The sequence below is a fragment of the Paludisphaera mucosa genome (genome assembly GCF_029589435.1).
Classification (GTDB): domain Bacteria; phylum Planctomycetota; class Planctomycetia; order Isosphaerales; family Isosphaeraceae; genus Paludisphaera; species Paludisphaera mucosa.
On the sequence record NZ_JARRAG010000005.1, the window covers coordinates 1 to 12668 of the forward strand.

Annotated in this window: 11 protein-coding genes; 4 read left to right on the forward strand and 7 right to left on the reverse strand. The window is 71.7% G+C overall.

Translation table 11 applies throughout. From position 1 onward, the window contains the following. The 4 genes from PZE19_RS31420 to PZE19_RS31435 form a co-directional block, all read right to left on the reverse strand. Window positions 1–1547 (reverse strand): recombinase family protein (locus PZE19_RS31420; protein WP_277864627.1); only part of this gene is annotated, 1547 nt, incomplete at its 3' end. A 227-nt stretch (window positions 1548–1774) separates the two neighbouring features. After that, on the reverse strand, window positions 1775–2671 hold the full coding sequence (locus PZE19_RS31425) for a hypothetical protein (RefSeq protein WP_277864628.1): 897 nt from the start codon (window positions 2669–2671) through the stop codon (window positions 1775–1777). Window positions 2672–2789: 118 nt separating this feature from the next. Beyond that, window positions 2790–3023 carry a hypothetical protein gene (locus PZE19_RS31430; protein ID WP_277864629.1) on the reverse strand — a complete coding sequence of 78 codons (234 nt, stop codon included), beginning with the start codon at window positions 3021–3023 and terminating at the stop codon, window positions 2790–2792. A gap of 294 nt (window positions 3024–3317) precedes the next feature. After that, entirely contained in the window at window positions 3318–4421 is a 1104-nt protein-coding gene (locus PZE19_RS31435; protein ID WP_277864630.1) for a hypothetical protein, read from the reverse strand. Window positions 4422–5272: 851 nt separating this feature from the next. Here PZE19_RS31435 and PZE19_RS31440 point away from each other — a divergent pair. The 4 genes from PZE19_RS31440 to PZE19_RS31455 all read left to right on the forward strand — a co-directional run bounded on the left by PZE19_RS31440 (window position 5273) and on the right by PZE19_RS31455 (window position 8574). Continuing rightward, window positions 5273–6055: a hypothetical protein gene (locus PZE19_RS31440; protein WP_277864631.1), complete on the forward strand. Its 783-nt coding sequence runs from the start codon at window positions 5273–5275 to the stop codon at window positions 6053–6055. A gap of 1097 nt (window positions 6056–7152) precedes the next feature. After that, the gene (locus PZE19_RS31445; RefSeq protein WP_277864632.1) at window positions 7153–7431 is read left to right on the forward strand and encodes a hypothetical protein; all 279 of its coding nucleotides are present in this window, start codon (window positions 7153–7155) and stop codon (window positions 7429–7431) included. A gap of 119 nt (window positions 7432–7550) precedes the next feature. Beyond that, window positions 7551–8003 carry an excisionase family DNA-binding protein gene (locus PZE19_RS31450; protein WP_277864633.1) on the forward strand — a complete coding sequence of 151 codons (453 nt, stop codon included), beginning with the start codon at window positions 7551–7553 and terminating at the stop codon, window positions 8001–8003. A 1-nt stretch (window position 8004) separates the two neighbouring features. Beyond that, the gene (locus PZE19_RS31455; RefSeq protein ID WP_368411427.1) at window positions 8005–8574 is read left to right on the forward strand and encodes a VapC50 family PIN domain-containing toxin; all 570 of its coding nucleotides are present in this window, start codon (window positions 8005–8007) and stop codon (window positions 8572–8574) included. Between the two features lie 112 nt (window positions 8575–8686). Here PZE19_RS31455 and PZE19_RS31460 read toward each other — a convergent pair whose 3' ends face one another. The 3 genes from PZE19_RS31460 to PZE19_RS31470 are packed head-to-tail and all read right to left on the reverse strand — an operon-like array spanning window position 8687 to window position 12663. Then, window positions 8687–11065, reverse strand: a complete 2379-nt coding sequence (locus PZE19_RS31460; protein ID WP_497059068.1) for a helicase-like domain-containing protein — start codon at window positions 11063–11065, stop codon at window positions 8687–8689. Continuing rightward, window positions 10996–11247 carry a helicase-like domain-containing protein gene (locus PZE19_RS31465; RefSeq protein ID WP_277864636.1) on the reverse strand — a complete coding sequence of 84 codons (252 nt, stop codon included), beginning with the start codon at window positions 11245–11247 and terminating at the stop codon, window positions 10996–10998. The genes PZE19_RS31460 and PZE19_RS31465 overlap by 70 nt, the downstream gene beginning before the upstream one ends. Before the next feature lie 30 nt (window positions 11248–11277). Further along, window positions 11278–12663, reverse strand: coding sequence for a restriction endonuclease FokI C-terminal domain-containing protein (locus tag PZE19_RS31470; RefSeq protein ID WP_277864637.1), 1386 nt, complete (start codon window positions 12661–12663; stop codon window positions 11278–11280). Window positions 12664–12668: the final 5 nt, after the last annotated feature.

Genomic DNA, 12668 nt, shown 5'->3' on the forward strand with positions numbered 1-12668 from the left:
GCGAGCATCTCGCGCGCGCCGTCCTCGTCGGGGACCTCGACCGCCCGGCCGGCGTCGGCCTCCAGGCCGGCGAGCTCGGCGGCGACGGCCTCGCGCTCGCGCCGCAGCCCCTGCAACTTCGATTTGGACTCGCGGACGTCGCGGTCGCCGAGCCCGGGGTCGTCCATCAGGAATCCGATCCGCCGCGTCAGCGAGCCGTCCCGCGCCCGCAGCCCCGCGAGGCGGGCCGGGTCCGGGGCCTGCAGCGCGGCCGCCGCGGCGCGGCAGGCCGCCACGACCTCCGCCGCCAGGCCCTCGTCCCTCCGGAGCCGGCGGGCCAGGGCCGCGCAGGTCAGGGTCAGGGCCAGGCCCCGGTTGAGCACCGAGCAGAGGGGCTTCAGGGCCTTGCCCGTCGCCTGGCAGTCCTTGCAGATCATCATCTTGCCGTGGCCGCCGCCGGCGTACATCCTGCGGCCGTGCGCGGCGCAGAAGAAAAGGCCGGCCAGGGTCCTGGGCCGGGAGCGGCGGTCGCCGTCGCGGGGCTTGCGGCCGGCGGCGCGGCGGTCCCCTTCGCCGAGCCGGACCTGGGCCCGGAACCAGAGGTCGTCGGGGACGATCCGCAGGGGTTCCCACTGGGCCGACATCAGGGGCTCGTCCCTGCGGACCTGGACGACGTAGTCCTCCCGGCCCTTGTAGACGGACTGGTAGCGGCCGTATTCCCACGCCCCCCGGTATCGGCCGTTGGCCAGGAGCCGGCGGACCGACGCCTGGGACCAGCCGGCGACGAGCTTGGGGTTGAGGGGGGCCGTCGGCTCGTCGTTGAGGCGGCGCGCGACCTCGGCGATCGAGACGCCGTCGCGGGCGTACCATTCGAACGCCCGCGCCACCCAGGGGGCGGCCTCGGGGTCGACCTCGTAGCGGCGGGCGGGCAGTCCTTTCTTGGTGACCCGGCCCTCGATCGCGCGGCCGACGTAGCCGAAGCCCACCGCGCCGTGGACCAGGCCCAGCGCGAACAGGCCCTCCTGGCCGGCGCGGATGTGGCCGGAGGCCGCGGCGACGACGACCTCGTCGACCATGGAGTTGGCGTGCAGCATCAGCGACCAGCGTTCGCCGTCGGCCGTGTCGATGCCGCTCGAGGTGAAGACGCAGCGCACGCCGCGTTCGACGATCTCCTCGCGGACGAACTGCAGCGACCGGTAGGACCTGCGCGAGAGCCGGTTGGTGGCGAAGATGAGGACGACCTGCAAGGCGCCGCGCCGGGCAAGGAGGGCGCGGAGCCGGTCGAAGCCGGGGCGGCGGTCCTTGCAGCCCCGGACGGCGGCGTCGTAGCAGACGTGCTCCCGGGGCACGAAGACCTTGAGCTTGAGGGCCGCCTCGAGGACGGACCGGACCTGGTCGCCGATGCTGCCCTGGGTCCTGGTGGAATAGCGTGCGTAGATCGCGCCGACGAGCTCGCACTCGTCGCGGGGGAGCCGGCGGTGGGCGTCGGCGATCAGGCCGTCGATCTCGATCTCGAGCTCGACGTCGCGGGGGGCGGGGTGCCCGTCCGGGGATGCTGGGCGGCGCATGTCTCTTCTCCTTGGGGTCGGGCGGGTCCGTGCGCGTCCGGAAGGTGTCGCGCCCCGGAAATCGCCGAGCGGCGGGCCCGAGGCCCCGCCCGACGCGCCGATCTTCGCAGGGCGCGCGCAACGGTACGGGGCCCCGAGATCCGGATTCTCGGGGCCCCGCGGGATTCCGACCTTCGAGGGCGGGCGCGACGGGGCCGGGGGCCTCCCGGCGGGCGGGGGATCCGGCGTCAGGGGCGGGCGTCGGGGGGGGGCGTCGGGGTCGCGGGCCTACGCCTGAGGCGGGCGGAGGCCGCCTTGCGCCACTTGCGGACCCGATTCTCGTGGAGGGGGAGCGACCCGGCCAGGCCGCGGACGAGGTCGGCCACGAACCCCGAGGTCCGCCTCGCCGTCCGATAGCGCGCCGAGGCGACGCGCTCCCAGTGCAGGATCTCGAACATGCGCGCCAGCCCCGCGTGGCCGGGGGGGCCCGCGGCGGCGTCGGCGAGGCCGGAGGCGAGGGCCTGCGCCCGATGCGCCCGGCGGACGTCCCGGAGCAGACGCGCGTCGCCGTCGAGGTCGTGGTGGAACGGGATGAAGACGTGGACGCCGAGGGCGCGCGGGGCGGTCGACGCGGGCGGGGCGCCCGAGACGACGGGGCCCAGGGGCTCGGGCAGGTCCCACGTCGCGGCCCCCGCGAGCGCCCAGCGGTCGCAGAATCCGGCGAAGGCCGTCGCGAAGGCGCCCGCCGCCCCCGGCCCCGCGTCGAGGCCGTCGCGACGGATCGGGAGCCTGGGGCGGGCGTCTTCCGGCAGGGCGGCCCACCGAACCCGCTGGGCCTCGAAGTCGCGGACGAAGGCGGGGTCGGTGACCAGCCGCGCCGCGCAGGCCTTGAGGCGGAGGTCGGGGTCCCCGAGGCGGCGGCCGTCGGCCTCCGAGTCCCTCGATCGGACCGAGGCGCGGGCGGCCGGCTCGGCGGAGCCGGGGGCGAGGAATCGATAGGCGACGGGAGTCCCGTCGCGGTGGAAGCCCGGGGCGGAGGCGCGCCGGCACAGCCCTGCGAGCGCCCGTTCGGCCGCCCGGGCGGGGGCGTCGATGTGCTTGGCGGCCGCCAGCGTTTCGATCAGGCCCTCCGGGAGGCCGTACACGGGGCCCTCCCGGGGGAGCTTTTCCAGCCAGGGCGCATGGCGCTCGCAGAATCGGGCCCACGGGCTAGGATTCGAAGGGTCGGGGGCGGGGGGCCGCCGCGGGCGTCCCGGGGCCGGCTCATCCGGGGGGGCGGTGCTCATGGTCGGGAGTCCTCGCGGCCTCGGGCCCGCCGGCGGGGGGCCGGCCCCCCTCGCCGCGGCGTTCGAGCAGCCAGCGGCGGGCGAGGATCCGGCCCAGGAGCCCGACCAGGCGCTCGCGTCGCGGGTCGGCCGCGTCGGCCGGGCGGGGGGGGGCCGGCGGGGGCGCGGCGTCGGACGTCTCCGGGGCGTTCGTTTCGAAGGGGGATTCCATCGGGATTCTCCTCGGGGATGGGACGCCGCCCGCGCGGCCCGCGCCCCGGGCGGGGCGGTCCGGGTCGCGGGGCGGAGGCCTTCGCATGGATCCATGAAGACGACGCGGAAAGGACTGCGATCGAGCGGCGTCCGGCCGTCGCGGAGGATGACGCGCGGCGCGCCCGATCATGGGTGCGGCCGGGCCGGGCCGTCAAGCCCGGCCCGGGGGACGATCCGGACGCCGCGGGCGCGGGCCCTCAAGGGCCCGCGCCCGCGCGATTCTCCTTCGACGCCCGAGGAAGGCCGGGGGGCGTCACGACGCGACGGCGAGCCGGGCGGCGTCGGCCCCCTCCCCGGGCCCGAGCTCCGCGGCCCCGGCGGGCGCGGGGGCGGCGAGGCCTTCGAGGTCCCAGCCGCGGCGGTGCAGGTTTTCGAGCTCGGCCGCCGGGAACCAGGCCGGCCGCGGCTGGGTCGAGGCGACGATCGGCCGGAGGGGGTCGAGCAGGGCCGCCATGAGGTCGGCCGGCGCGTACGCGACCAGGGCCGAGAGCCGCCCGCGCATCGCCTCGCAGAGCGCGAGGCGGTCCCCGGGCGTGAACTCGGCGGCGTCGGCCAGCCGGGCCGCCGCGGCGTCGACCCGGGCGCGGTCGTCGCGGCGGTCGCGCGGCCCCAGCAGGCCGAATCGTTTGTAGATCTCGAGGGCCGGGTTCGGCGCCTCGAGCCCGCCCAGCCGCGCGGTCGCGGCGTAGACCGCCGCGCCGCCCGGGGGGCGGAGGGGCCGCCCGCCTTCCACGTCGATCGCGCCCGGGGCCCCCTCGGCGGACGAGGACAGGTACTCGACCGGATAGAGGAAGCGGTCCCGCCGGCCCGGGATCCGGAGCACCGCGGGGACGCCCTCCCAGGCCTCGCGGACCTGGGACGGGGCGGGATCGCCGCCGAAGGCCCGGGCGAGCCGCGCGGCGAACTCGGCCGACCGCCGGGGTCGGACGCGGGCCGCGTAGCCCAGGTACGTCCTGGGGATCGGCGGGGCCGCGGCCGGGGCCGAGGGCCGGCGGCGGGCGATCATGTCGGCGACGCGGCGGGCCAGGTCGCCCAGCGGCGAGTCGTCGGCCCGGAGGGAGGCCGGCGAGCGGTCGCGCAGGGAGAGGTCCCAGGCCCCCTGGACGTCGTCGGCCCCGAGCGCGACGACGCCGGCGTCGTCGACGCGGGGCTGCAGGCAGGCCAGGATCGGCCGGCCGCCGGCCTCGCGGACGAGCCAGAGCCGGAGGTCGGCCGCGCGTTCGAACGGGCCGCCGAAGCGGGGGGCGTCCCACCGCGTCCACACCGCGGCCGCGCGGCCGGCGGCCTTTTCGAACCAGCTGGGATCGGTGAAGCGGAAGTCGAAAAAGTCGCTGCGGATCCGGGTCTTGCGGGGCATCGTCGGGCCTTTCGTCGGTGGGTCGGGTCGTTCCGCGGCCGCTCGCTAAGCGGCTCCAGGTCTGTATGACGCGGATTCCGCCGCGATTCAGGCCCCGCGGAGCGGATTCGAGGCGCGATCAAGCCCGCCGAGCGTCGATACGGACCGGGGTCGCCCGATCGAGGTCGCGCCGGCCGCAGCGCGAATGCCGACCTTCGGACGCGGTCCGGAATCGGTGGATCCGCCGCCCCTTGAGCGTCCGTCCCCAAGGGTCGATTTGAATGTCGAGATACTCGGGCCGCCCTCGGTCGGGCCCGCCCCGGGATCGGTATCCGAGGCCGAGACGCCCGATTCGAAAGGCGCGGAAGGGGGGCGTGGAGAAGGCCGCGGGCGCCGCGAGTCGGGCGGCCCCGGCCACGACCCCGGGCGGGGAGTCGGCTCCCCGCGGCCTCCGACCCGGCTTTGAAGCGGCCGATGCCTACGGACCGGGCGGCGTCGAGGAAGGCGAGGCGCTCGGGCGTGGAGATCGCGTCGTCCCGTCCCGAGGCCGAGACGCCCGCACGCGGCATGTTCGACGAGGCGGCGTGGAGGAAGCCGGGCGGCCGACTCCGGCGTCCGGCGCGCCCGCCGACGCGATCCGGGGGCGGCTCGGCGATCCGCCCCGGGCCGGTCGGTCCCGGCCCCGACCTTTCGAGGAGGCGATCCGTGGACGGACGTACCACCCTGGAATACATCGTCGAGAACCGCTTCGCCCTGCTCGCCGACCTCGACCTGCGGCGGGCGATCGTCCGCGACCGCGTGCGCGGCGCGGCCGAGGGGGCTCGACGGGCCTGTACCTCTACGGCCGGCCGGGGACGGCCGAGACCTATATCGTGCGAAGCGTCCTCGAGGACGAGGTCCGCGAGATCTACACCTACCAGCGGGGGCATCTCAGGCCGCCGGGGCTGTTCGATCTGCTCGCCGAGCATCCCGACGAGGTGATCGTCCTGGACGACCTCGGCGCGGTCCTGAAGAGCCACGTGGCGCTGCAGATCCTCCCGGCCGCCCTGGAGCCGCCGACGTCCCGGGACCGCGTCCGGGCCGTGAAGCATCGCCGCCGGGGCGTTGAATCCAGGGTCGACTTCGGCGGATCGATCATCTGCATCTCCAACGTCGAGCTGCACGACGACGACCTGCCGGGGGCCTTCAAGAGCCGCGTCCAGACCCTGGACTACGACCCGAGCGACGCCCAGCTCGGGGCGCTGATGCTCGACGTCGCCTCCCGGGGCTGGCCGGCGCACCGGCCGGAGACGTCGCCCGAGAAGGCGCTGGAGGTGGCGGAGCACCTCATCGCCGAGATGATCCGGCTGGGCTGCCGCTTCGACGTGCGGCTGCTGGTCGGCAAGGCCCTGCCGGACTACCAGCAGTGGGCGGACGGCGAGGCCGAGAGCGATCGGCGGGACCTGGTCACGTCCTCCATCGGGGAGCGCCTGGGCGCCGTCCGGCGCGAGGCCGTGCCGGCCGCGACGCGCGAGGCCCGGATGGCGGAGGATCGCGCGGCCGCGCGGCGGATCTTCGAGGCCCATCCGAGTCGCGAAGGGCGGGCCGAGGCCTGGATCGCGCTGACCGGCAAGTCGGAGCGGGCGTATTACCGGCGCCTGGCGGAGACGAGTTGACGTTTTCCGGGGGCGTCAATCCGTCAAACCGTCGAAGCCCGCGCGACCCGAGGGGCGCGCGGAGCGGCCCGGGGGCCGAGGGAGGTTCGACTCGAAGCCCGCGCCGAAACGGGCGGCGCGTCCGCCGTACCGGCTCGCCGGCGCAGCGAATCACGGCACATCCCCGCCGCCGCCCGGTATGCGAGCGTGATGGAGCAGGAACTCGGAGGGCGGCCGCGGTACGGCGTCGTCGCGATTCGAGTCCGAGGCGCCGGCGGTCGTCCGGCGGATTCGCGAGCATGAGATGGGGCTCGACGACGGGCTTCCCGCCAGGCGATCCGTCTGGAAACGTCGGCCTGCGATCGGCGGGGGAACCGTCGGCGAACCGGCGCATGATCGGCTTCTCGACGCCCGTGCAAACGCCCGAGAAATCAAGAATCTCGTCGCGGCGGAGGGACCGCCGGGGCGGCAGAACGAGGCCGAAACCCTCCTGCTGGTGGGAACCCCAAGAAGACTCCGCGAACCGAGAGCGACCGACTCGTCTTCGGCCCGTACCGAGCCCCCCGATGCCGCGTCGGGAAGGCGCTGGAGTGCGAGGCCCGAGGACGCACCGTCGTCGTCGCCGGGATGAGCGACGCCCCCATTCAATGGCCCTACGCGAAAAAGCGAGGCAACCGCTCGCTCATCCTCTGCGGCGACCTGGTGAAGGCCGTCGGCTTGGAATCGAAGACGGCGATCGCCCACCATTGGGGCGTCTCCGTCACGACGGTCAGGCTCTGGCGTCCTGCTCTGGGGTGCCCGCCCAGACCGTCGGCTCCTTCAGGCTCAGGCGGCACTACATCACCATCGGAAGGGAAATCTCCCGCTCGCCGGAATCCCGGGCCAAGATGAGCGCCGCCCACGCCCATCGACAGCCGTGCCCCCAGTTCCACGCCGCGGCTTTGGAGGCGGCCAAACGGCCGAAGTCCGAAGCCTGGAAGAAAGCCCTGTCGGAGCGGATGAAACGGGAATGGGCCGAGGGGACTCGCCGCAACCCATTCGGCAGGAGCGGCGATGCCGAGTAATCACATGGCTTCGGAGGCGGCCGATTCGCAGCGGAATCGGCCAAGGGGTGAGACATGGCGAAACCGCATCCGGGGAACGGTTCGGGCAGGTTCGGGGTCGGCGTCCACGACATGGGGGGATGGGTCCAGGTGAAGGCCGACGGCCGTCCGGCCGGCCCGGATGAGCTGGCCGTGTATCTCTCGCACCGGCTCGCGGAGCGGTTCCGCGAGAACGCCCAGCTTCGACTCCTGTGCGTCGTGCCGGTCAGCAAAGACGGGACGACGGTCGAGCTCCACGCCTGGTACGAGCAACACGTCTTCCCGGATAAGAGCCCCCTGGCTCGCGGGCAATGAGAGCTTAGGAATCCGCCTCCTCCTGATGAACATTCCTCCTGACCAGGTTTTTCGTTTATTGCGATTATAGCTCGCGTGTGCTAGCCTGGAGGGAGTCGAGAAAGAACGGAGGGGATGATATGCAGCTGCTCAACGGCAACGAGGTGATAACGCCGAGCAAAGCCGACGCGGCACTCGCCGAGGAATCGGGGCGAAAGCTCGCGGCCCATCTGGACCGCGACGCCGAGCTTCGCTTGGAAGTGAAGGGGACGAAGGAGGAGTTGAAGCTCCCCGCGACCGCGTTGCGGCTCCTCGTGCGTGTCCTGGCCGAGCTGGGGCGGGGGAACGCCATCACGCTCACCCCGCTCCGCGCCGAGCTGACGACGCAGCAGGCGGCCGACCTCCTGAACGTCTCCCGACCGCACCTGGTGAAGCTCCTCGACGAGGGGGCGATGCCGTCCACGAAGGTCGGCAGCCACCGGCGGGTCCTGCTCACGAACCTCATGGCCTATCGGGAGGAGTGGCACGCGAAGCGGCATGCCACCCTGGACGAACTCGCGGCGTTGAGCCAAGACCTCGAGATGGGCTACTGACATCGTGGCCCCGAGAGTCCTTTACGACGCCTGCGTGCTCTATCCGGCACCGCTCCGCGACCTCCTCATGCGTCTCGCCCTTGCGAATCTGTTTCAGGCTCGCTGGACGGACGAAATCCATGACGAGTGGACGCGTAACGTGGCGGCAAACCGCCCCGACGTCTCGCCCGAGAGCCTGGCTCGCTGCCGCAGGCTGATGAACGAGCACGTCCCGGACAGCCTGGTGACGGGCTACGAGTCGCTCATCCAGAGTCTCAGCCTTCCCGACCCGGACGACAGGCATGTGCTCGCGGCGGCGATTCACGGAGGTGCCGGGCTCATCGTGACGTTCAACCTGAGCGACTTCCCGGCCTCGGCCCTCGGCGGCTATTCCATCGAGGCGATTCACCCCGACGAGTTCCTCGCGAACCTCTGGGGCGAGTTCCCGGAGGCGGTGCTCGATGCGGTGAGCCGCCAGCGTGCCGGCCTGAAGAACCCGCCGAGGTCGGCGGGCGAGCTGCTGGCCACGCTCGAACAGTGCGGCCTCGCCGAGACGGTCGCTCGGCTGCGTGCCCACGCGGAAGAGATTTGACGAACGGGCGAATCGTGCAGCAGCTTGCTGCACGAATTCGCTCGAAGCGAGTTCCAGCCCTCGAGACGCGAGGACGGGCGACGTCCGGGCGGAATCCTCGCCGCCGGGGCGTTTAGAACAGCCGTTTCTGCTTCAAGCGACCCCGGTCCCGCACCTCGAGCATGGCGGGTAGCGGAACGGGAAGGGGTGGGGACGTCACCGTGCCCGCGAGGACGACCGCCATCGGGGTCGGCTCGGTCGTCCCTCCCGAAGCGACGGGCTCGACCCGAGCCTCCGCCTCGTCCTCCGTCCCTCCCGGGACGACCACGCCCCGCCCCCGGATGCGGGCGGTGACGGGGCGTTCGCCGGTGGACGTCCTCACGCCCCGCGACGGCGGCGGGGTCGCGTCGAGGGATTGCGAATCCTTGAGGGCCTGCACCCGCTCGGCGAGTTCCCCGGCCGACGGCAGCGGCTCTGCATTCGGGTCGGGCGGGGTCCCCGCGAGGGCGACCTTGAGGAGGTCTCGGAGCCCGGCCAATTCGGCGAAATAGGCGTTGTGCCGGAACGGCCTGCCGAGCCGGTCTTGATAGTCGCGTCGTTGTCCCTCCGCGAGGGCCAACTCGCTTTGGGCCGAGGCCCTCTGGCCGTCGGTGCCGGACGCGAGGCGTTCCACGGCGTTCATCACGGCCCGCGGCCCGTGGGAGTCGCGGGAGAGGGAGGTATGCCGCACGGCGGCCCCTTCGAGGTAGACCTCGGGGCCGGACTCCGGGTGGACCACGAAGCCGAATTGCAATCCGCGGTAGACGCCGAGCGGGAAGCGGCGGGTCCGGGGGACGAGCTCGGGCGTCGAGTCGAGGCGACGCCCGAGCACGGCCTGGACTTCGTCGCGGCGGCACTCGCGGCCGTCGACGGTCACGGGGTCGTCAGCGTGCCTCGCCAGCGTGGCGAGGTCGGCCGTGAGGTCGGCGAGCCGCTTCGCATGCCGGGCGACGGCCTCGGGCAAGTCGCGGAGATTGCGGCGGGCCAGTAACTGCTCGTCGGCGTGGTGCTTCCGCAAGGTCGAGAGCCGCTGCAATTCGGCGTCCGCCTCGGCGAGCGTCAAGACGGCGGGATCCCCCGAGGCGATGGCCTTCACCTCGGCGTACGACGACTCCTGCCCGCCGACGTCCTCGGCCCGCCGTGTGCCCGACTCGCCCGTGACGACCTGGGCGATGAACCGGGCCTTGGTCTCCAGGGCCTGCCACATGTAGGCGTCGAACGAGCCCTCGGTCACGTACCGGAAGATTTGCACCTCCTCGTTCAGGTTGCCCTGCCGGAGAATCCGGACCTCCCGCTGCTCGACCTCGGCGGGCTTCCACGGGGCGTCTAGGTGGTGCAACGCGACGAGCCTCCGCTGGACGTTGGCGCCGGTCCCCATCTTCTGCGTGCTGCCTATCAGGACCCGCACCGAGCCGTTCCTGACCTTCCCGAAGAGGACCTGGGTCTTGGCGTCGGCGTCGCCGACGGCGGCCATCTGCTCACGCGGGACGCCGCAGGCCGCGAGCTTGGCGACGAGGTCGCCGTAGGCGGAATATCCCCACGGAGTCGGGTGGACCCCCATGTCGCAGAAGACGAGCTGCGTCCCCCGATTGTGTGCGGAGGCCCGCCAAATCGACTCGATGTTGGCGACCGCCGCGTTCACCTTCGAGGCCGGGAAATCCGGGGCCCGACTCGCGATGAGGCGGGCCTCCAAGGCGAGCTTCCGGCCGTCGGTCGTGATGGCCAGGGCGTTGTCCTCGCGGGGGTCGACCTTCTGCGAGCGGATCCGCTCGTAGCGGGCCACGAGGTGCTGCTGGATGCCCCGCTGCTCGTCGGACATCGGGCAGGCGACGATTTCGGCCTTGCCCCCCGCGAGCTGGGGGCGGGGGAGGTCGAGCCTCTCGGCCGTCTGCACGTCCGAGAACGCCCGGAACATCTGCTGGAGTTCCGGCAGGTTGATGAACCGGGCGAACCGGCTGCGGGGCCTCAGGCTCGCCCCGTCCGGGGATATCTCCATCACGTCGACGACCTCGCCGAACGTCGCGGCCCAGGCGTCGAAGTGCTCGATGCCCCGGCGTGAGAGCCCCTCGGGGTCGAGGAACCGCTGCATCGTGTACATCTCGACCATCGTGTTGCTGATGGGCGTGCCGGTGGCGAAGACGAGCCCGTGCCCGGGATGATTCTCGTGGAGGTATCGACCCTTCATGAAGAGGTCGAACGCCCGCTCGCTGCCGCCCGTCTGGATGCCCGCGACCCTCTCCATCTTGGTGGGGGTTTCGAGGTTCTTGAAGTAGTGGGCCTCGTCCACGAACAGGTTGTCGACGCCGAGCTCGTCGAAGACGAGCCCGTCGTCCTTCTTCCCCTCGGCGAGGAGTTCCTTGAGGCGGGCCTCGCGTCGGGCCTTCTGCTTCTCGACGGCCTTCGTCAAATTCCGGTTCCCTCGCGAGGCGTCGCCGCGGTCCGAGTCGCGAAGGAGCTGGTCGTACTCGGCGATTTGCTCGCGGAGGAACCGGGCCTGGTAACCCGTGACATCCCGATGCGTTCGAACGAGCTGTGGGTGACGATGACGCCATCCCACTCCCCGCTGGCCATCTTCGCGGTGAGCACCTTCCTCCGCTCGCGGGCGAGGTCGTCCTTCGCGGCGATGAGCAGCCGTGCGTTGGGGTAGAGCTGCATGAACTCGCGGGCGAACTGCTCCTTTGACGGTCAGCCGAAGTTCTTGAGAACGTCGTCGGCCGTGAGGATGCCGCTGATGCTGAAGAGTCGCTGCAAGCCGTCCGAACCCAGGGAGACCTGCAAGGGGTTGCGTAGTCTCGCGTCGACCATGGCCACCAATGCGGCAGCCTCCAAGAGGCAGACCTCGTTCGTGTCCGTCTCCATCTTGATGGAGCGGATGAGGTCGTCGTAGTCGTCCTTGAACCCGCTCGAAACGACGGCGTAGTAGATGTTCCGTAGGGTCTTCTTCCGCTTCAACTCGCGGCTCTGGGTCATGACGTACTCGCGGATGGCCCGGTCGTCGGTGCCCATGCTGTAGCCGTCTTCGCGGACCTTCGCATCCCAGAGGATGGCGTACGAGTTGTCGTGCTCCAACGCGAGCCCGTCCGGGACGCGACCGCTACCCTGGCCGAGGAGCTTCGTGTCGAAGCCCAGGACGGTGAACGCGGCATGGATGCTCTTCTCGAAAGCCCTCGGCAAACTGGTCCCAGAAGCTTTGGCCACGGCCTCCAAGCCGGGCTCGTTCCGAGCCATACTCGTGAGAATGGCTACGACCGGCGGGACGTAACTTTCGGGCAACCGGGAGGACGCCGCGGCGTCCTGCACGGTCGGTGGAATCGGCGGCGTTGGCGTCGGCCTTTCTCCGTCGCGGAGCGGCTTCGAGTCGCCGTAGGGGTTTCCGCCCTTGAACCAGAAGACGTGCTCGACCCCGTACAGGTCGAAGGGACGGCCCGAGGCCTGCGTAAACAGGGCGGCCAGCTCCTCCTGGATGTGCTTGTAGGCGAGGTAGTCCTCAGCCAACTCGTCGCTCGGCTGCCAAAGGTTCAGGTCGACCATCGTGTTGACGCTGTTCGTGTAGAAGACGGGCCATGTGGCACGGTCTTGGACCTGCCAGAAGTAGGACAGGAAGAAAGGGATGCTGCCGGGGTTCGGCCGCCCTTGCTTCGTCCCCCCGCTTTCGACGAACTCGTGCCCGATTCGCTTGACGTAGCTGTGGAACGTCTTGATGCGGCTTCGGGCAATCTCCTCGCCGGTGGGCAGGGCGATGGCGGCCTTGAGCTCCTGGTCGCACTCGGCCTCGTCGTCGGCCACGTTGACGACCATGTTGAAGAACATCTGGCCCTTGATGCCCTTGAAGCCCCAGAACTCGTTGCGTTTGTTGATGCCGTCTATCTTGGATTTGAACTCGGCCAGAGGGGTTCCCCCGGTGAGATAGCTCGCGACGAGGGGCTTGAGTTCGGCGTCAATCAGACGGGCCCGTTTCAGGTCGCGACCGCCCTGAGTCTCGAGGGGCGTTCGTCCGTCGGGGTTTCTTGGAGCGGAGAGGTACTCTCGCATGACCTCGACGGCTCGGTTGCTCTGTTCCGGCGTCAACATGGCTA

What these genes read in the sequence shown, in the direction of transcription:
- PZE19_RS31430 (WP_277864629.1), bottom strand. Translation starts at nt 3,023, where the DNA reads ATGGAATCCCCCTTCGAAACGAACGCCCCGGAGACGTCCGACGCCGCG.
- PZE19_RS31435 (WP_277864630.1), bottom strand. Translation starts at nt 4,421, where the DNA reads ATGCCCCGCAAGACCCGGATCCGCAGCGACTTTTTCGACTTCCGCTTC.
- PZE19_RS31445 (WP_277864632.1), top strand. Translation starts at nt 7,153, where the DNA reads ATGGCGAAACCGCATCCGGGGAACGGTTCGGGCAGGTTCGGGGTCGGC.
- PZE19_RS31450 (WP_277864633.1), top strand. Translation starts at nt 7,551, where the DNA reads ATGCAGCTGCTCAACGGCAACGAGGTGATAACGCCGAGCAAAGCCGAC.
- PZE19_RS31465 (WP_277864636.1), bottom strand. Translation starts at nt 11,247, where the DNA reads ATGCAGCTCTACCCCAACGCACGGCTGCTCATCGCCGCGAAGGACGAC.
- PZE19_RS31470 (WP_277864637.1), bottom strand. Translation starts at nt 12,663, where the DNA reads ATGTTGACGCCGGAACAGAGCAACCGAGCCGTCGAGGTCATGCGAGAG.